16 protein-coding genes and 3 pseudogenes are annotated in these 17,996 nt (G+C 61.3%); 12 read left to right on the top strand and 7 right to left on the bottom strand.

Going from position 1 to position 17,996, the window contains the following annotated elements:
- Positions 1-51: 51 nt before the first annotated feature.
- Positions 52-801 (bottom strand): alpha/beta fold hydrolase, encoded by a 750-nt coding sequence (locus tag ACV22Z_RS30075; RefSeq protein WP_448079889.1) that lies wholly within the window; start codon positions 799-801, stop codon positions 52-54.
- 42 nt (positions 802-843) lie between these two features.
- A complete protein-coding gene (locus ACV22Z_RS30070) occupies positions 844-1,149 on the bottom strand; it encodes a putative quinol monooxygenase (RefSeq protein WP_448079888.1) in 306 nt (101 codons plus the stop codon).
- Positions 1,150-1,256: 107 nt separating this feature from the next.
- On the opposite strand from ACV22Z_RS30070, the gene ACV22Z_RS30065 reads away from it, so the two are divergent.
- A complete protein-coding gene (locus tag ACV22Z_RS30065; protein ID WP_448079887.1) occupies positions 1,257-2,216 on the top strand; it encodes a GlxA family transcriptional regulator in 960 nt (319 codons plus the stop codon).
- A 5-nt stretch (positions 2,217-2,221) separates the two neighbouring features.
- Here ACV22Z_RS30065 and ACV22Z_RS30060 read toward each other — a convergent pair.
- Positions 2,222-2,341 (bottom strand): annotated as a pseudogene (locus ACV22Z_RS30060) (IS6 family transposase); the annotation flags it as partial.
- Between ACV22Z_RS30060 and ACV22Z_RS30055 the strand changes: the two are divergent.
- Both ACV22Z_RS30055 and ACV22Z_RS30050 read left to right on the top strand, forming a co-directional pair.
- Positions 2,335-2,534: pseudogene (locus ACV22Z_RS30055) on the top strand (IS6 family transposase); the annotation flags it as partial. The pseudogenes ACV22Z_RS30060 and ACV22Z_RS30055 overlap by 7 nt on opposite strands.
- A gap of 187 nt (positions 2,535-2,721) precedes the next feature.
- Positions 2,722-4,167: a DEAD/DEAH box helicase gene (locus ACV22Z_RS30050; RefSeq protein ID WP_448079886.1), complete on the top strand. Its 1,446-nt coding sequence runs from the start codon at positions 2,722-2,724 to the stop codon at positions 4,165-4,167.
- Positions 4,168-4,388: 221 nt separating this feature from the next.
- Here ACV22Z_RS30050 and ACV22Z_RS30045 read toward each other — a convergent pair whose 3' ends face one another.
- Together ACV22Z_RS30045 and ACV22Z_RS30040 are read right to left on the bottom strand one after the other, a co-directional pair.
- Positions 4,389-4,736, bottom strand: a complete 348-nt coding sequence (locus tag ACV22Z_RS30045; RefSeq protein ID WP_448079885.1) for a hypothetical protein — start codon at positions 4,734-4,736, stop codon at positions 4,389-4,391.
- Positions 4,733-6,280 (bottom strand): winged helix-turn-helix domain-containing tetratricopeptide repeat protein, encoded by a 1,548-nt coding sequence (locus tag ACV22Z_RS30040; protein WP_448079884.1) that lies wholly within the window; start codon positions 6,278-6,280, stop codon positions 4,733-4,735. Before ACV22Z_RS30040 ends, ACV22Z_RS30045 begins: the two co-directional genes overlap by 4 nt.
- Before the next feature lie 235 nt (positions 6,281-6,515).
- Between ACV22Z_RS30040 and ACV22Z_RS30035 the strand changes: the two genes are divergently transcribed.
- Positions 6,516-8,330 carry a LysR substrate-binding domain-containing protein gene (locus ACV22Z_RS30035; RefSeq protein ID WP_448079883.1) on the top strand — a complete coding sequence of 605 codons (1,815 nt, stop codon included), beginning with the start codon at positions 6,516-6,518 and terminating at the stop codon, positions 8,328-8,330.
- A 2-nt stretch (positions 8,331-8,332) separates the two neighbouring features.
- On the top strand, positions 8,333-8,578 hold the full coding sequence (locus ACV22Z_RS30030; RefSeq protein WP_448079882.1) for an integrase core domain-containing protein: 246 nt from the start codon (positions 8,333-8,335) through the stop codon (positions 8,576-8,578).
- A gap of 533 nt (positions 8,579-9,111) precedes the next feature.
- Here ACV22Z_RS30030 and ACV22Z_RS30025 read toward each other — a convergent pair.
- Both ACV22Z_RS30025 and ACV22Z_RS30020 read right to left on the bottom strand, forming a co-directional pair.
- Positions 9,112-10,542: a catalase gene (locus tag ACV22Z_RS30025; RefSeq protein WP_448079881.1), complete on the bottom strand. Its 1,431-nt coding sequence runs from the start codon at positions 10,540-10,542 to the stop codon at positions 9,112-9,114.
- A gap of 137 nt (positions 10,543-10,679) precedes the next feature.
- A complete protein-coding gene (locus tag ACV22Z_RS30020; RefSeq protein ID WP_448079880.1) occupies positions 10,680-11,510 on the bottom strand; it encodes an alpha/beta fold hydrolase in 831 nt (276 codons plus the stop codon).
- A 1,085-nt stretch (positions 11,511-12,595) separates the two neighbouring features.
- Here ACV22Z_RS30020 and ACV22Z_RS30015 point away from each other — a divergent pair.
- The 7 genes and pseudogenes from ACV22Z_RS30015 to ACV22Z_RS29985 all read left to right on the top strand — a co-directional run bounded on the left by ACV22Z_RS30015 (position 12,596) and on the right by ACV22Z_RS29985 (position 17,886).
- On the top strand, positions 12,596-13,417 hold the full coding sequence (locus tag ACV22Z_RS30015; protein ID WP_448079879.1) for a cysteine hydrolase: 822 nt from the start codon (positions 12,596-12,598) through the stop codon (positions 13,415-13,417).
- A gap of 182 nt (positions 13,418-13,599) precedes the next feature.
- Positions 13,600-13,755: pseudogene (locus tag ACV22Z_RS30010) on the top strand (dihydrolipoyl dehydrogenase); the annotation flags it as partial.
- A 97-nt stretch (positions 13,756-13,852) separates the two neighbouring features.
- Complete coding sequence (locus tag ACV22Z_RS30005; RefSeq protein ID WP_448079878.1) at positions 13,853-14,512, top strand: carbonic anhydrase; 660 nt, start codon at positions 13,853-13,855, stop codon at positions 14,510-14,512.
- A 29-nt stretch (positions 14,513-14,541) separates the two neighbouring features.
- Entirely contained in the window at positions 14,542-15,036 is a 495-nt protein-coding gene (cynS, locus tag ACV22Z_RS30000) for a cyanase (protein WP_448079877.1), read from the top strand.
- A gap of 263 nt (positions 15,037-15,299) precedes the next feature.
- Entirely contained in the window at positions 15,300-16,598 is a 1,299-nt protein-coding gene (locus ACV22Z_RS29995) for a TAXI family TRAP transporter solute-binding subunit (protein WP_448079944.1), read from the top strand.
- 315 nt (positions 16,599-16,913) lie between these two features.
- On the top strand, positions 16,914-17,540 hold the full coding sequence (locus ACV22Z_RS29990) for a hypothetical protein (protein ID WP_448079876.1): 627 nt from the start codon (positions 16,914-16,916) through the stop codon (positions 17,538-17,540).
- Positions 17,541-17,556: 16 nt separating this feature from the next.
- Positions 17,557-17,886, top strand: coding sequence for a hypothetical protein (locus tag ACV22Z_RS29985; protein ID WP_448079875.1), 330 nt, complete (start codon positions 17,557-17,559; stop codon positions 17,884-17,886).
- The last annotated feature ends 110 nt before the right edge of the window (positions 17,887-17,996 follow it).

Here is a 17,996-nt window from a genome sequence, read left to right as displayed (position 1 = left end):
CCCGGATTACGTCCCGGTGTGCACGAGGCCGCGGGCAGCTTGCCCTATCGTCTACTTTGCGGCTGCCTCAATGACTCGAGCGACCGCGGCCGGTTGCGACATATAGACAGCGTGGCCTGCGCTCACTTCGGTGACCTTGGCGCCCGAGCGTTGGTACATCCAGCGCTGAAGCTGGGGGCTGACTACATGATCCTGGGTGGTCAGAACCGCGTAGCTAGGCTTGGTTCGCCAAGCCGCGACAGGCACGGGGGCTGCCACGGCTTTCTCTGCGAGTGGCTGCTGCGAGTCCGCCAGGAATTGCGCCTGCGCAGGGGGGAGATCCTCCGCATAGGTCTCACGGAATCTCACCGGCGGGATGTAGAAGAATTTGTCCGGTGTGGCGCGCATGGCATCGTTTGGCGCGGCAAACTTCTGCAAAAGCTGGCCGCTGGCTTCGCCTTTGTCGGGCTGGAGCGCGGCGACATAGACGAGCGCGCTGACCTTCGGGTCGGCGCCTGCGTCCGTGATGACGGAACCGCCATAGCTATGACCGACCAGCACGACAGGGCCCTGCTGCCGATCGATGACACGTTTGGTCGCGTCGACGTCCTCGTTCAGGCTGGTCAGCGGCTCTTGCACGATACTCACGTGGTAGCCGTCTTTCGACAGGATGTCGTAGACGGCGCGCCAGCCAGAGCCGTCCACGAGTGCGCCGTGAACAATGACGATATCTTTTGCCGGCTTCGCAGTTTCGGCGTGGGCCATCGTGCTACCCATGGCAACCATGACGGCAACGGAAAACATTTTTCGGAATGCGAACATTTTAATCTCCAGGATTGCTTGCGCATATTCATGTAAAGGGGTTCAGGCCAGTACGTTCTTCATGGCCAGAACGTCGAGCGTCTCGACCGCAGGCGGGCGTGCCAGCATCTCGTCGACCCGCGCCATCAGGCTGTTTGCCATGTTGCCGGCCAGATGCGCCTGGCGATCCTCTTCACTCGCAAAAGCGTCGAAGACACCGAACGTGTTCGGCGACAGCCTGAGAGCAAACCAGATCGGCGTAGTTGCCTCCTGATTCGTCATTTCCAGGCCGTCGGCGAGAAAGTCCGCTACCGCCTGCTCCTTTCCGGGCTTGGCTTCAAGTCGGACAAATAAAGCGTGCTTGATCATCTGCGTTCTCCAGTTTCCGCGTGAGGGGCCACGCGATGAGCGCACTTTACAAACGCGGCAGGCTGGAGAACACTGTCTGAATCGACAATTTTGATATCGATTCCGCCATGCGAATATTTGTTCTCGCGCTTGAGGGCGTGTTCGACACCGGCCTCACCACCGTGCTCGATGCGTTGACGACCGCCAACGAACTTGCGCGCGCGACCGGGATGGCCATACCGGGCTTCGAAGTCACGGTGGCGGGGATGCGACCGGAGGTACGCACCGCGCTTGGGCTGCAGGTTCCCGTCCACGACACGACAAACGCCGGTGCGCCGGATTGGGTCATCGTACCGGCGCTCAACAGGACGACGACGGAGCTGCTCGTGCCTTCGCTCAGCCGCGCCGACGTGATCGATGCACTCGGTGCATTGCGCTCGTGGCACAGTGCCGGCGCTCATATTGGAGCCGCCTGTACGGGAACCTTCGTGCTGGCCGAAAGCGGCTTGCTCGATGGGCGCGACGCCACGACCACCTGGTGGCTCTCGCCGGTGTTCCGGCAGCGTTACCCCGAAGTGCACCTGGATGCGCATCGCATCGTCGTTCCCAGCGGTAGCACGGTGACGGCGGGGGCCGCATTGAGCCATCTCGACCTTGCGCTCTGGCTGATCCGCAACAACAGCCCTGAGCTTGCGGGGCTCGTGGCCAAGTACCTCGTATTCGATTCGCGGCCGTCCCAGTCCGCGTTTGCGATCTCCGATCACCTGTCCCATTCGGACCCGCTCGTCGAGCGTTTCGATCGCTGGGTGCGCGAACACCTCGACACGGCCATTGCACTCGACGACGCCGCAGACGCATTGGCGACGAGCACGCGGACATTGACGCGACGTCTGAACGAAGTGCTCGGTAAAACACCCGTCGAGTACATACAGGATCTGCGGGTCGAGCGCGCCGTTCATCTGCTGAAGACGAGCAAGGACAGCGTGGAGCGCATCGCCGAGCAGGTCGGCTATGCAGACGGCGTCACTTTGCGCACGCTACTGCGGCGGCGGCTGGGCAAGGGGGTCCGTGAGTTGCGGGCGTCGTGAGTCCCATACTTGTTTTGGCGGACCTTGATCGGCGTCGGTCGCCCGGCATTGAGCGCTTCGAGGGTGGCCAGATTGGCGCCGCTCTTGTCCACTGTGATCGTTTCGGGTACGTGGTTTTTATCAATCCAACGCGGTGGAGCAGGACCATCGAGCGATCGAACGCATCGTACGATCGGTGCCAGGATTCAGGAGCTTTCGTTGCGCCCGCATCATTTTTCGCGGTGTCGAACTCACGCAGATGATAGCGAAAGGGAAGATGAGGGGTGACGGTAGCCCGCATAGTTCAGTGCCTGGCAGTTCTACGATCTCGCGAAATAAGCATTCCTGTTCGTGCCGTCCCGCTTTTCCTGATTTTCGTTGCCGCGACAGATTCGATCATGGATGGCCTGGCAGGACGCTGGCCTTATTTCGGGCAGTTGGTGGCGATGCAGGTACGCGCGTGGCTGGTTGCGCGGCCACTGGCGCGGTAACCGCTAGAATTGCGGTTTTAGCCCGGAATACGCCCATGTCTTTTGCCTCGCTTGGCCTGATCGATCCCTTGCTGCGTAATGTGCAGGACCTCAATTACCAGACACCTACGCCGGTGCAGGCCAAGGCGATTCCTGCCGTGCTCGGTGGCAAGGACGTCATGGCGGCGGCACAGACCGGCACTGGCAAAACGGCGGGTTTTGCGCTTCCGCTGTTGCAACGGCTGGTGCAGCACGGCCCTGCGGTGTCCAGCAACCGCGCACGTGTTCTGGTGCTGGTGCCGACGCGTGAACTGGCCGAACAGGTGCTGCAAAGCTTTATCGCTTACGGCAAAGGCCTCGACTTACGATTTCTGGCCGCCTACGGCGGTGTGAGTATCAACCCGCAGATGATGAAGTTGCGCAAAGGCGTGGATGTGCTCGTTGCCACGCCGGGCCGTTTGCTGGATCTCAATCGCCAGAACGCAGTGCAGTTTGATCAAGTGCAAACGCTGGTGCTGGATGAAGCCGATCGCATGCTGGATCTGGGCTTTGCGCGCGAACTCGACGCCGTCTTTGCTGCGTTGCCCGCTCAGCGCCAGACGCTGCTGTTCTCTGCGACGTTTAGCGATGATATCCGCGCCATGGCGGCGGGCATTCTGCGCGGCCCGGTCAATATCAGCGTCAGCCCGCCCAATGCCACGGCCAGCAAGATCAAGCAGTGGGTGGTGCCGGTGGATAAAAGGAACAAGCCTGACCTCTTCATGCACCTTGTGGCCGAGAACAACTGGGAGCACGCGCTGGTGTTCGTGAAAACCCGAAAAGGCGTGGATTACCTGGCGGCCATGCTGGATGAAGCCGGCTATGCGGTCGACACCATCCACGGCGACAAACCGCAACCCGCGCGCCTGCGTGCGCTGGAGCGCTTCAAGACGGGCGAAGTCGATATGCTGGTAGCCACCGATGTGGCGGCGCGCGGGCTGGATATCGACGACCTGCCGCTGGTGATCAACGTTGATCTGCCGATCGTGGCGCAAGACTATGTGCACCGTATTGGCCGTACCGGCCGCGCGGGCGCGAGCGGCGTGGCGGTATCCCTTGTGTGTGCCGATGAAGCGCCGCAACTGGCCGCGATCGAAGCGCTGATCCGGCAAACGCTGCCCCGTGAAGAAGAGCCGGGTTTTGAAGCCGAACACCGCGTGCCGGAAACCAGCGCAACGGGCCAGATCATCAAGAAACCCAAAAAGCCCAAGAAGCCCAAAGTGCCGCAAGCTGCGGCGGGCGCCGTGCAGACGCTCGGCAAAAAGCCGCGCCCGCAAAGTGGCGAAAACAAGCGCAAGCCTGCGGCGCAGCGCGCTGTAGCCGCAGGTAAAGGCACAAGTTTGCCCGGCGGTAGCCCATTCAGCGTGCAAAAGCCACGCAGCAAACCCGCCGGTAAGCCAGCTGCGGGTTCACGTAAGCCGGCTGGCAAACCCGCTGGTGGCCGTGGCAAACGTCAACCCTGATCCGCGGGGATGAGTAACGCCAGCCATGGAACAGGCTGGCGGTTTGCGGGCCGCTGGCAGGTAGCGGTGCAGCTTCGGCGAGCAACAGGTCGGCGGGTAACGACGAACTGAATCCAGGATCCGTAACAACTTCGGGGTCGAACGGACGTTGAAATCGTGCGTAGCGAGCGTCCGATCGAGGTCGCCTCTGGCGAATGTGTCCGCTTCTCACATGAAAGCCGTCATTTGATCGGCTCATCGCGAACTACCACTTTGGGTCGTTGCAGCCCGTCGCGTCGGGCGGCTGTCGGCCAGTTGGCGACATTGCGCTGCATGTTGCGAATGGCCGTTAACAAGTCAGGCATGGACACCCGCGGCATGGCGGTGGCTCGCGGGTCGAAAGGCATCGATCCGATCCGACGCTCATCCATGGGTCTGCATGATCGCAGCACCGGTCGCACCAGGCGGCACACCGCTCGACAGCGGTAGGCCTTCGCGGTCTCATCCATGCGATCGGTGCGGCCGTTCGAGAGTACGCTCTGCTCGGCACGGTATGCGCCATCGACGAGGAGCAATCGTGCCGTAGTCACTCGGGCAATCCGGCCAGCCGCAGCCCCTCCGCAAACTCGGTCAGGTCTTCTGGGCGACGGATCGGAAGCCAGTCCTTGAGATTGGAGACGCGGAGTGACGGATCGAGCGTGCGCAGGCGCTGCATCGCCTCCTTCGCTTTGTCCATGCGTCCAGCGCGCGCATGACTCGCCGCCAGAACGCCGACCGGGGCAAGGAAACTTGGTAGATTCCATTTGGCCCTTTCGGCCCAATCCGAAGCGGAGTCGAAGCGTCCTGCAAAGAAATGTGCCAGCGCCATCCCAGCCTGCATCCTGAACATTTCTGGATCCAATGGACTCAAGCGAATGGCACGCGCCAAATACTTAATCGCAGCGTCTGTTTCACCGCGACAAGCGTACAGGCACCCACACAGCGACCATGCAGGGGCGTGGTTCGGATTGAGCAGCAAAGCTCTGTCGAACAGCGCGATACCGCCGTCGAGGTCGCCGGCGAGATGCCCGAGTGCATGAGCTCCTCTCGTGAGCGCCACAGCATCGTCCCGGCCAAGCTCCACCGCCAGTCGCGCCAGGCGAGTGCCCTCGGCAATCTCCCGGGGCGGATCGGTCATCCAGCCATTCATCTTGCGCCAGAAATAACACCAGGCCGCCATGCCATAGGCCGATGCGAAATCCGGATCGAGCTCGGTGGCCTTGTAAAACAAGGGCAGCGCCGCCTCGATTGATTCGCGCGTTCCGCTGTGCACGTGCGCGGCGCCGCGAAGGTAATAGTCGTAGGCGCACAGGTTCTCCGTCGGCTTGCGCTTGGCACGCTCGATTTCCGCCCGCTCGAGCTGCGGCGCGATGGCGCCGACGACGCTTTCCGCAACCTGGTCCTGCAGTTCGAAGATGTCGTCCAGCGTGCCTTCGAAGCGCTCCGCCCAGAGATGTGCCCCGATTCTGGCATCGATGAGCTGCCCTGTGATGCGCACCTTGTTGCCAGCCTTGCGCACGCTACCTTCCAGCACGTAGCGCACGCCAAGCTCGCGGCCGACGTCCTTCACCTCGACTGCGCGGCCCTTGTAGGTGAAGCTCGAGTCGCTCGCGATGACGAACAGCCAGCGTATGCGCGATAGCGCAGCGATGATGTCCTCCACCACGCCGTCGGCGAAATACTCCTGCTCGGGATCGCCGCTCAGGTTCTGGAAGGGCAGTACGGTAATAGAGGGTTTACCCGGAAGAATGAGCGCGGACGGCGGCTCCCTCAATTCTCTGGAGATGTGTTCGCCGATCTCGCCGACGAAGCGGAAACCCTTGCGGGCGACAGTCCTGACCAAGCGCTGTTCCCCGCCGGTGTCGCCGATGGCCTTGCGGACCGCATTGATGTGACTGGTGATCGTCGATTCCGAGACGATTCGGCCGCGCCATACCACCTGCAGCAGGTCGTCCTTGCTGACGACACGGTCGCGGTTCCTGACAAGATGCAGGAGCAGATCGAAGACCTGCGGCCCGAGAGGTACGACTTTCGCGCGATGCGAAAGCTCCCGGCGTTCCGGGTCGATCACGTAGTCTCCAAACTCGAACTTCACTTGACATCCCGTGGCCGATTCGGCTCCCAGGTGGGGGCAACTGGCGAATTCCGTCCATGGATGATACTGCAACCGGAGGTGAGAGCATCTCATCCCGATCGGGCAACGCTTGGACGAAGAATCAAGCTCTCCTGCAGAGAAATTCAAGGTGAAGGCAAGGACTTCCCCGGAGCGCGCAGGCAATCTCCATACACATCGACGACAACGGTTTGCGGTCGAGAAACGGAGAGAAAACATGAAAATTGTCGTCATCGGGTGCACCGGCCTCATCGGAACGATGCTTGTGGAGGACCTTCGCAAGCGCGGCCATGACGTGCTCAGAGCCGCCCCTGACACCAGCGACAACACCATCACCCGCGAGGGTTTGGCCAAAGCGCTCGACGGCGCCGAGGTCGTCGTCGATGCGGCGAACGCGCCAGTATGGGAAGACAAGGCGGCCATCGAGTTGCTCGAGACATCGGGCCGCAACCTGCTGGCTGCGGGCGCTGCCGCCGGCGTACGCCACCATGTGGCCCTGTCGATCGTTGGTAGCGAACGGCTTGCCGACTGCGGCTATTTCCGGGCGAAGGTCGCGCAGGAGGGCCTCATCAAGGCATCCGGCATTCCATACACCATCGTGCGTGCGACGCAGTTCTACGAGTTTGTCGGCGACATTGCCCAGTCGGCTGCCCAGTTGGCCACCTTAGGCAAGGAGATTCGCTTGTCGCCGGCGCTGATCCAGCCGATCGCGTCAGCGGACGTGGCAGCGGCGCTTGCCGAGGTCGCAGTCGCGCCGCCGGTCAACGGCACGGTCGAAGCCGCCGGTCCGGAGGCGATGCCACTGGACGAACTGGTCAGGCGCTTCCTGCGGGCGACGCACGATACGCGCAAGGTCGTGCCGGACATCCACGCGCGCTACTTCGGTGGCCTCCTCTCGGATCGGACGCTCACGCCCGGGGAGAACCCCCGCATCGGCGCGATCCGGTTCGAGGACTGGCTCGATCGCTACAAGGCTCAGTCCTGCTTCGCCATGCAGTCCCCTCTTTTGGCGACTGCCGCTGCGGACAACTCGGACGCGCTTGCATCGAGTTTCGCGATGAGCTATCCCGGAGTCGTCGCCTTCATCACCGTTGTGGCCGAAGGCGGCTTTTCCAAGGCTGCTGACCGGCTCGGGATCACTCGTTCCGCGGTCAGCCGCGGCATCCGGAAACTGGAGGCGCAGGTCGGCTTGCGTCTGTTGAGTCGGACAACGCGCAGCATTTCGCTCACGCGCGAAGGCGAGATCTTCCATGCCCGCTGCCAGCCCAGCGTCGCTCTCATCAAAGAGGCGATGGAAGACATGCGCGATCTGCGCGACGGTCCGCCGCGAGGACGCCTGCGGGTCTCCGCTTCCGTGGGCTTCGGCCGCAAGGTGGTTGCACCGCTGCTGTGGGGCTTCCAGGAGAAGTACGCCGGCATCGAGATCGAGCTGCACCTGAGCGATGTCGCGAGCGACTTCACGTCGGACCGCATCGACGTCTCGTTTCTCAATGGGCGCCTGGCCGACACCCGGATCGTCGCAAAACAGATCGTCCCGATGCAGACTTTGGTATGCGCCTCGCCCGAGTATGCCGTAAGGCGCGGTATGCCCGAGTCGCCAGATGCGGTGATGCAGCACGACTGCATCAACGTCCGTCTGCCGTCGGGCCGCGTCTACGAATGGGAGTTCAAGGTGGAGGGGGGATCGCGCAAGCTGACTCCGCCATCGCGCCTCATGTTCAACGATGTCGGGCTAGTGCTGGAGGCCGTCCTCCAAGGCAAGGGCATCGCTCAGTTGGGGGGGTACCTGATCTGCGATCTGCTGCGCGAGGGGAAACTGGTTTACTCCATGCCACAGTACGCACCCGATGACTGCGGCCACCACATCTGCTACTTGAGTCGTCAGCATCTGCCGTCGCGTATTCGCGTGTTCGTCGATCACATGACGGAAGCAATCCGGGCGCTGGACCTTCAATGCACGGGGGCTTTTTCACCAACGCGTGATGATCGACAGGCCGCCTCGGCGCCATTGGTGCCCCTGCCGAGTCAATAGACTTGGCAGGACGACTGACAACGCGACTTCAACGACCGGCTGCGCCACGAGTGGACGACGCCAGGGCCAAGATCTCTGCCTGGCGGACCCACAACAACGAGAGTCGATCCCACTCTGCGCTGGACTGGGCCACCCCCACCGAATTCGCCCGCCGATACGGCCTGCAGGCGGCCGGGCTCCGGCGTGGCAACGAGCTCCGGCGTCTGCACGTGCGACGTCCCGAGCCTACCGGCAGGATGGTCGTGTGACTGTCGGCGAGCTTGCCGACAGTCTCGCCGCCACCCGCGCGGCAGACCAGGTCGTTGTGGACATGTGAGTACGGGTTAAGAGGGCTCGTCCATACCGCACGGCAAAGCGCAGCGAGGTCGGACAGGCACTCGTCGCTGGGAGCGGAGACGATGAGCGGACAATGGATGGGGCACTCATGAAAGCCTCCTTGCGCCGGGTGCATCCAACGGACGGCGAGCGCTGTAGACGTATTGAAGTTCGGCCACTGCGAAAGTGGTGAGGATCAAGGGAACGTTCGGCACGTGACAATCTGTCAGTTGGGAGATTGCGGTAAGACGTTGGTATGTTGGCCGAAGCGCAGGAGCATTGCGTAGCCGCAGACAACGGCCACGAGGGCGAATGCGGTGTGCACCGCGCCAAGGGAGGACAGTTTAAGCATTGTGATCATCGCTTCAAGTGAACCTCTTCATTGATGCGCATAAGCGTACGCACTCTGCCCCGCCTTTCACGGGCGCGTTGGGCAACTTGCAGCACCAACGCGGCCGGTACCTGACTAGCGGTTCTTCAGCGCCTCGGCAACTCCTGCGCCATAGGCGGGATCGGCCATCGTGCAATTGCGGATATGCCGCTGCTGCACGTCCTCGCTCGCGCCGCCGAGCGAGCGCGCCGTGTTGTCGAAGAGCTGCAGCTTCTGCTCGGGCGACATCAGTCGGAACAGCGCCCCCGGCTGCGAGTAGTAGTCCTCGTCCGCGCGATGGTCCCAGTGCGCGGCTGCCCCCGAGACCGCCAGCGGCGGCTCCGCCAGCCGCGGGCTGTCGGCCCACTCGCCGCGGCTGTTTGGCACGATGCCGGGCAGCCCGCCCTGGTTGCCGTCCACGCGCATCGCGCCGTCGCGGTGATAGCTGTGCATCGGGCAGCGCGGGGCGTTCACCGGGATCTGGTGCGCGTTCACGCCCAGACGGTAGCGGACCGCGTCGCCGTAGCTGAAGAGCCGCCCCTGCAGCATCTTGTCCGGCGAGAAACCAATGCCCGGCACGACGTTGGCAGGCGAGAACGCCGCCTGCTCCACATCGGCGAAGTAGTTGTCGGGGTTGCGATTGAGCTCCAGCACACCCACCTCGATGAGTGGGTAGTCGCCGTGCGGCCAGACCTTGGTGAGGTCGAAGGGATTGAACGGGCAGACCTGCGCCTGCTGCTCGGTCATCACCTGGATGCACAACGTCCAGCGCGGGAAGTCTCCGCCATCGATCGCCTCGAGCAGGTCGCGCTGCGCGCTCTCGCGGTCGTTGGCGACGATCGCGGCGGCCTGTGCGTCGGTGAGGTTACGGATGCCTTGCCGGCTGCGCAGGTGAAACTTCACCCAGTGCCGCTCGTTGTCCTCGTTGACGAGGCTAAACGTGTGACTGCCGAAACCGTGCATGTGGCGATAGCCATCGGGCAGGCCGCGATCGCTCATCACGATGGTTACCTGATGCAGCGCCTCGGGTAGCAGCGTCCAGAAGTCCCAGTTGTTCTGGGCGCTGCGCAGGTTGCTGCGCGGGTCGCGCTTGACGGCGTGGTTCAGGTCGGGAAATCGCAGCGGGTCACGCAGGAAGAACACGGGCGTGTTGTTGCCCACCAGGTCCCAATTGCCTTCCTCGGTATAGAACTTCACCGCGAAGCCGCGGATGTCTCGCTCGGCATCCGCCGCGCCGCGCTCGCCGGCCACCGTGGAGAAGCGCACGAAGACGTCCGTCTTCTTGCCGATGCCGGAAAAGAGCCTGGCCTTCGAGTACGCTGTGATGTCGTGCGTCACCGTGAAGTGGCCGAATGCGCCGGAGCCCTTGGCGTGCATGCGCCGCTCGGGGATCACCTCGCGGTCGAAGTGGGCGAGCTTCTCAAGCAGCCAGATGTCCTGCAACAGCGCTGGGCCGCGCGCACCGGCGGTCTCGATGTTGAAGTTGTCGACAACGGGGGCGCCGTTGGCAAAAGTGAGTTTGGTCATGGCAATGTGGGCAAGAAGAAGGGTTCAGCGGAGCGTCTTCAGGAGGGAGGACTGGACGTCCAGAGTGGGCGTCGCGTCGATGGCCTTCACCCCAAGGGTGGACCGGCCATCGACGGTGCCGACTGATTCGGACTCGATCAGGCCTTGATAAAAGCCAGCAGGTCCGCGTTGATGACGTCCGCGTGCGTTGTCGGCATGCCGTGCGGGAAGCCCTTGTAGGTCTTCAGCGTGCCGTTCTTAAGCAGCTTGGCCGACAGTGGCGCGGAGTCTGCGTAGGGGACGATCTGGTCGTCGTCGCCGTGCATCACCAGCACCGGCAGTCCGATCATCTTCAGGTCGTCGGTGAAGTCGGTCTGCGAGAACGCGACGACGCCGTCGTAGTGCGCCTTGGCGCTGCCCATCATCCCCTGGCGCCACCAGTTCTGGATGATGCCTTCCTGCGGCTTCGCGCCCGGCCGGTTGAAGCCGTAGAACGGCCCGGCGGGAATGTCGCGGTAGAACTGCGCCCGGTTCGTGGCCGTCTGCCGTTGCAGGCCGTCGAACACGTCCTTCGGCAGGCCGCCGGGATTCGACGCGGTCTTGACCATCAGCGGCGGCACGGCGTTAATGAGGCAGGCCTTCGCGGCCCGCTTCTCGCCGTGGCGAGCCAGATAGCGCACGACCTCGCCGCCGCCGGTGGAGTGGCCGACGTGGATCGCGCCCTTGAGGTCGAGATGGTTCACGACCGCGGCGAGGTCGTCGGCGTAGTGATCCATGTCGTGGCCGTTCCAGACTTGCGCCGAGCGGCCATGCCCGCGCCGATCGTGCGCGACGACACGATAGCCCTTGGAGAGGAAGAACATCATCTGCGCGTCCCAATCGTCGGAGCTCAGAGGCCATCCGTGCGAGAAGACGATCGGGGTGCCATTGGAGGGACCCAAATCCTTGTAGAAGATCTGGACCCCGTCTTTGGTAGTGATATAGCTCATGGGTGGATTTCCTTCCGGAGTTTCGGCGCCATTCGGCGCAGTAAGAGCAGCGGACGCTGCGAATGGCAAAGCCACTGCTGCTGCAGTGCCTGCCCCGATGACCAAAAACTGACGGCGCGTGACGCCAGCGAAGCTAGGCTGTATTGGCGCGGGATCAATCTTCATGGGTATAGACCTGAGTGGAGACGCGATCAGTCTAGCCACGGTCTCCTCGCCGTGCGATATGCATCACGTGCAATTCGATGTTGCAGGTGCTTCACCAATGTTGCGGCAACGCATCCAGCGCGTGCCGCTGGGTCGTTCACCGAGCTCAGCCATCCGCACGACAGGATCTTCAAATGCGCCGGCTCATTCTTGATGAACTCTCGCTGAACGCGATTGGTGCGTCGCGATTGACATAACTATCCGCACCCGGCCCCTAGTTCAGGCAGGCATTTGCTTCTAGATTTCAAAGCATCACGTCAGCATCGATGCATCGGCTCGAGACCTCGCGGCGTGTTCGTTGTCTACCCCAGTCCCAGCAACCAACATGACCCAACACAGCAACTACCAACAGCAGAACAACCGGCGTAGTACACCGATCCGAGCGAGCGCGCCATGCCCGTTCCCACGATGACACTCGATCTGGAACGCACCGCCATGGTCGAGAAACACGCCGTCAGTCATCTAATCCAGGAGACCTCATGACTCAACTTCCTACATACGTTAAGCAGTCCAGAGAACTGTCCACGAAGCGCATGGAGTTCGGCCCGCTGTTTCAGAAGATCACGATCGAAGGGCCAATTCGCGAGAACGCGTGCACACCCAATACAGCTAGCAGGAACTGCCGATCCTCACCTGCCTCGTGGGGACGATCAACAACTGGTACCCCGTAAACGTTGCGTCCTGCATCGCCCGGCTCGTCTGACAAGGCGTTCGGGTAGCCGCAGTGAGCTTTCCAGGCCGTGATGAAAACTGGCGGCTGTGACAATCACTCCGTCTATTCCCGATTCTGGAAGTTGCTTTAGCGAACGTGCGCATTGGACCCGTGACAGTGCGTCTGCCGCACCTGCTAGCGTTCCCGCGCAGCCAACCGGAGAATTACTATGTGTGAAACCTCAAAATTTCATGGCCGCCGTACCTTCTTCAAGGGCATGGCTGCCGCCGCGGCAGTGGCCTCCACGCAACTGCCCTCGCTGGCCAACTCAGCACCCGCCGGTGGCGGTGCCAAGTACGCGGATCCGGTCAAACCGGCACTGCCCAAGACGGGCATGAAGCTTGACCTCACCCGTACTGCGTTCGTCGTGATCGATCCGCAGATTGACTTCATGAGCCCGAAGGGCAAGGCGTGGCCGGTGGTGGGCGAAAGCGTGACCGAACAGAATATGGTGCCGAACCTGGTGCGACTGTTTCAGGCGTCCAAGAAGGCCGGAATTACGATAGCGATTTCCCCCCATTACTACTATCCGCAGGACCATCGGTGGCAGTTCCAGGGTGGGGCGGAGATATTTCAGCACAACCTCGGCCTGTTCGACCGTCCGAGTGCGCTCTCGCTTGAAGGCTTCCGCGGGTCAGGCTCGGACTTCCTTCCGGAGTTCAAACCGTACATCGAGGATGACAAGACAATCATCTGCTCGCCGCACAAGCTCTATGGCCCCCAGGTCAACGACCTGAAGCTCCAACTGGGCAAGCAGCGCGTGGAGCAGGTCATTCTGGCGGGCATGCTGGCCAACCTGTGCGTGGAGTCGCATCTGCGCGATCTGCTCGAGAATGGCTTCGAGGTGGCAGTCGTGCGTGACGCCGTAGCGGGACCGAAGCTGCCGGAAGGCGATGGCTATGGCGCTGCGCTAGTCAATTATCGCTTCATCGCCGATGGGGTCTGGACCACAGACGATACGGTAAAGATGCTAGAAGGTAAGTCGGTCTGAAGCATTCCCAGCCTAGGCGCGCCCCCGGTCATGGATGTCGGGGGTGCACGATCTGAGCATAAAGCGCAGGCATATTTTCGTGGCCACCTCGATGGCAGTATGTTGCGAGCCGGTTAGCGCATTCGATACCGGCCGGCCCCGATTGCGCATACCGCTCACGCCGACGCGAGACCTGCATGCGGTTCGGTGACCGCCTGATCGTCAACGACGATGTCTTCGCATGGGAAGACCTGCGGCAAAGCGCGGCCGTGTTCGGTCCGGGCGAGTTGGGTGAGGCGCTGTCGCGCCTTGGCGTGCGGGGTGCGCTGTTCGGCATCGGCGTGAGCAACTCGTTGGGGCTGCTCACGGTGATTGGCATCTACGCGACCAGAACCGATAGAGCTCAGATCATCCATTTTGCACATCGAGTTCCCACACAACCAAACGGGCGACATCATGCAAGACCTGATCGAAGGCGTCCTGAAGTTCCAGCGCGAAGAGTTTCCCAAGCGCACGGAGTTGTTTAAGCAGCTTGCAACCACTCAGAATCCGCGAACGCTGTTCATCGCTTGCTCAGACAGCCGTGTAGTGCCGGAGCTGCTGACACAGCAAGAGCCAGGAGAGTTGTTCGTCATTCGCAACGCCGGCAACATAGTTCCGGCTTACGGCGTACAGCCTGGTGGCGTGTCAGCCAGCATCGAATACGCAGTCGCAGGCCTGAACGTAACTGACGTCGTCATCTGTGGACACTCCGACTGTGGTGCGATGACTGCCGTCGCCACATGCAAGTGCCTGGACCGTATGCCTGCGGTGGCGGGTTGGTTGCGTCATGCCGATGCCGCGAAAGCGGTAAATGAAGCTCGGCAGCACTCATCCGACCGCGCACGCGTCGATTCCATGGTCCGCGAGAACGTCATAGCGCAACTCGCCAACCTCAGGACACACCCGTCGGTAGCACTCGCCGTCGAACAGGGCCGGCTGGGCCTGCACGGATGGGTGTACGACATCAAGACTGGCTCCATCGATGCACTGGATGGCATTGCTAACCGCTTCGTCTCGCTTGCAGAGAACCCCCTTGTCTCCGCGAATCCGCCCCGACTCAGCGTAACTGCCTGAGTCATTCCCCGCTCTTAAAGGAGATTAAAGTGCCCCAATCACAATACAGCCAGGCAAATCGCCAGGCCCTCACCGACGCCGTCATCGACGCGAAGATTCGCAAAGGCTTGACCTTTGAAGAGATCAATGAAGGCACCGGTCTGACGCTGGCTTTCGTGACCGCAGCCCTGCTCGGCCAACACCCGCTTCCTGCCGAGGCAGCCAAAAAGATAGCTGACAAGCTGGAGCTTGGTGAAGACGCCGCGCTCCAGCTCCAGACGATTCCTGTGCGCGGCAGTATTCCAGGCGGTGTTCCGACCGATCCCACCATCTACCGTTTCTATGAGATCGTGCAGATCTACGGCTCGACCCTGAAGGCTCTGGTTCACGAGAAATTTGGCGACGGCATTATCAGCGCCATCAACTTCAAGCTGGACATCCAGAAGGTACCGGATCCCGAGGGTGGTCATCGCGCAGTAATCACACTCGACGGGAAGTATCTGCCGACCAAGCCGTTCCAGGCTCGTGCTTCCGATCTTAGGTAGAGAGTGACCATGTCTGGCCAGGCTCGTGGGTGGCAGCGCCGAACTTCGGTAGCCACCCATTGCCGTCACTCAGGTCGCAGGGACGCCAACGGCCGTTCTCAGATTCCAACGGTCCTTTGTTCGCGCCGGGTGGGTTGCAGCTTTTTGCCGAAATTTGGCATGATGGCATTGATCTGACAACCAGGCTCTACGGACGGCGTTTCATGAAACGATTTCGCCTGCTCCCTAAGCAGCTTCAACTCCGATTGCGCCACCGCCATTCGATGTGGGGCGACGTCGCGTTGATGGTCGCGTCGATTGCCCTCGTCATTGCAGTGGGGGTCGTGGTGATTGTCTGGGTCGCGAACCCGGCTCCGCCAAAATCGATCACGATGAGCGCAGGCTCTCACGACAGCGCGTTTCTGCAAACGGCCGAAGAATACAAGAAGATCCTCGCGCGCAACGGCGTCACGCTCAACGTGCTGGAATCGGAGGGCTCAGTCCAGAACCTGCAACGCCTGCTGGACCCGAAAGGGCAGGTTGACGTCGCGCTGGTGCAAGGCGGCGTATCGGACGGATTCGCCGTGTCGAAGCTCGTATCCCTTGGCAGCGTCTTCTATATTCCATCGGTGATCTTCTATCGAGGCAAGGGCCTGACGCAGCTGTTGCAGCTGGAGGGCAAGAAGATTGCAGTCGGCCGCGAGGGCAGCGGCACGCGCAAGCTTACTCTCAAGCTGTTCGCCGTCAACGGCATCGAACCGGGCGGCGCGACGGCATTCCTGCCGTTGGACGGCACGCAAGCCGCCACGGAACTGGCGGCGGGGAGGATCGATGCAGCCGTGTTCAGCGGCGACTCGGCCACGCGCGCGTTGATTTTGAAGCTGTATCGCACTCCAGGTATCTCGTTGCTGGATTTCCGGGATGCCAGCACGTATACGCGACTCTTTCCCTATCTCGACGAAATTGACCTGCCGGCGGGTGTGTTCGATCTGCGACACCGGATACCGCCCGACACGGTGCGCCTGATCAGCCCGACCGTCGAAATCGTGGCCCGGTCGAACCTGCATCCGGCCATTTCGGATCTCATTATCGAAGCTGCCCAGGAAGTGCATAGCATGCCGGGGCTCCTGCAGCACGCCGGGCAATTTCCGAGCCCGACCGAACGCGAGTACCCGATCAGCAAGGACGCCGCGCGCTATTACAAGTCCGGCAAAAGCTTTCTCTATCGCACGATGCCCTTCTGGCTCGCCAGCATTGCAGACCGCCTGCTGGTCGTCGTATTGCCGATCGCCTTTCTGGTGTTCCCAGCATTACGGTTGATCCCCGCAATTTACAGCTGGCGCGTGAAGTCGCGCCTCTATCGGTACTACGGCGCATTGATCGCGATCGAGCGTCGCGCGCTGGATCACGCGTCGATGGGTGACGGACAGGCGCTCCTTCAGGAACTCGACAAGATCGACGAGTCCCTCAATACGTTGCGCATGCCGCTTGCCTATGCGGACGCCTTCTATGTGCTTCGTGAGCATGTCCGCTTCGTGCGTGCTCACCTTGGCGAGACGGCGCGCGAACCGGCGAGCCGATAGCACTTCGCCGCAGGTGGCAGTCAGGTATTTCAGGCGCGCTGACCTGCCCCGGGTTTCAGGCCGAGTTGTGTGAATTGGCCTTGCGGCTGGTCAGAGTAAGGCAGCCATACCAACGACAGGTCTTCGGCTGCGACGAACTTCCGCTACTGGCCAGCAGCACGCGTCTACGTAAACCGCCCGAAAGCTGCCGTTGAGATATCCAACGTCAGCTCCTTAGAACGTTCGTCGCAGTGGAGCAATCGGCCAGGTGCGGTCATTGGCCTGATGGTGCTAGATTGGCGACAACCCTAAGCACCAAACTTCGGGGGCTTCGATATGATTGCGAAATTCATCCTCGAAATCATTGATGTGGACACAGCGTGTCCTGCAAAGAGCTTTGCGATCGAACTGCCAGATACGTCTATCGTGTCCTCTTTACTGGAGGACGAGGAATTTGATGCACATGGTTTCTATGAGTTAGACGCGCACGCGACGGCTAGAATCTCAGCGCATTTCGGTTTCTCGGTTGGAAAATCGGCCTCAGCAATTCTGAGACCCCGCCATTGGCTTGATGACCTTCCTTACGAGGTCCACACAACTCGGGAGCTTGCGCTGATGCTTGACGGCGTGAAACCCTTTGCCGCTTTCGCCGAAGAATATCCGTCATTGACAGACGATAGTGTGATTCCAGAGCGGCTATTCGACCGTTATGTGGCGGCTGGACGATTTATAAAGAGAGAGTACGTCGGAACAAAGATTCTCAAAGGCTACCGTACAAGGCGCGTTTTGTATGCGCGACCTGACGAAGCGTGGCGGATCGACGCCTATATACTTCTTTGGCATACAGGAGAATTGACTGGCTGGAACGAAGCGCTTGAACGCATGGAGGGATTCCTTCTAGGTTACGAAGAGTGGCAGACAGACGCATACATTCGTGCGGCCAAAGCACGGTCAAGCACGTAGGCCAGAAAAACATCCTATGACTGGCGACCGAGGGCTTGCCATCCGACAAATGTTTCATCTTTCAGGCCATGACAATCGAAGGCACACCTCCGATGACCGCGAAGGAGGACATATGACGCATGCCTTATACGAATTGCTTAGAGATCTCGACGATCGCGGCCTCTTTTATACATTGGGCCGGCATCGTCCAGACACCATTCTGATCTCGATAACCGTGCCAGGTGAGCGTATCGAGATCGACGTGTTCGACGACGGGCATATGGAAATGTCCCGCTTTGCCGGAGATGAGAGTGTAATTGACGATCAACACCTCATTTCTCGGGCTATCGGGGAGGCGTCCGAGTGAAAGGGGATCGGCCGTGAGACGCAATGGGGCAGGAACGATCGTTGGGTTGCGTCAGCAATATCTGGATGCGCGCCTGGGAAATCTGGGGTAGCGTTTGTCTTGTGTACTTG

This window comes from Burkholderia sp. PU8-34 (genome assembly GCF_053427725.1).
This window is presented reverse-complemented; position numbering and strand designations above follow the sequence as displayed.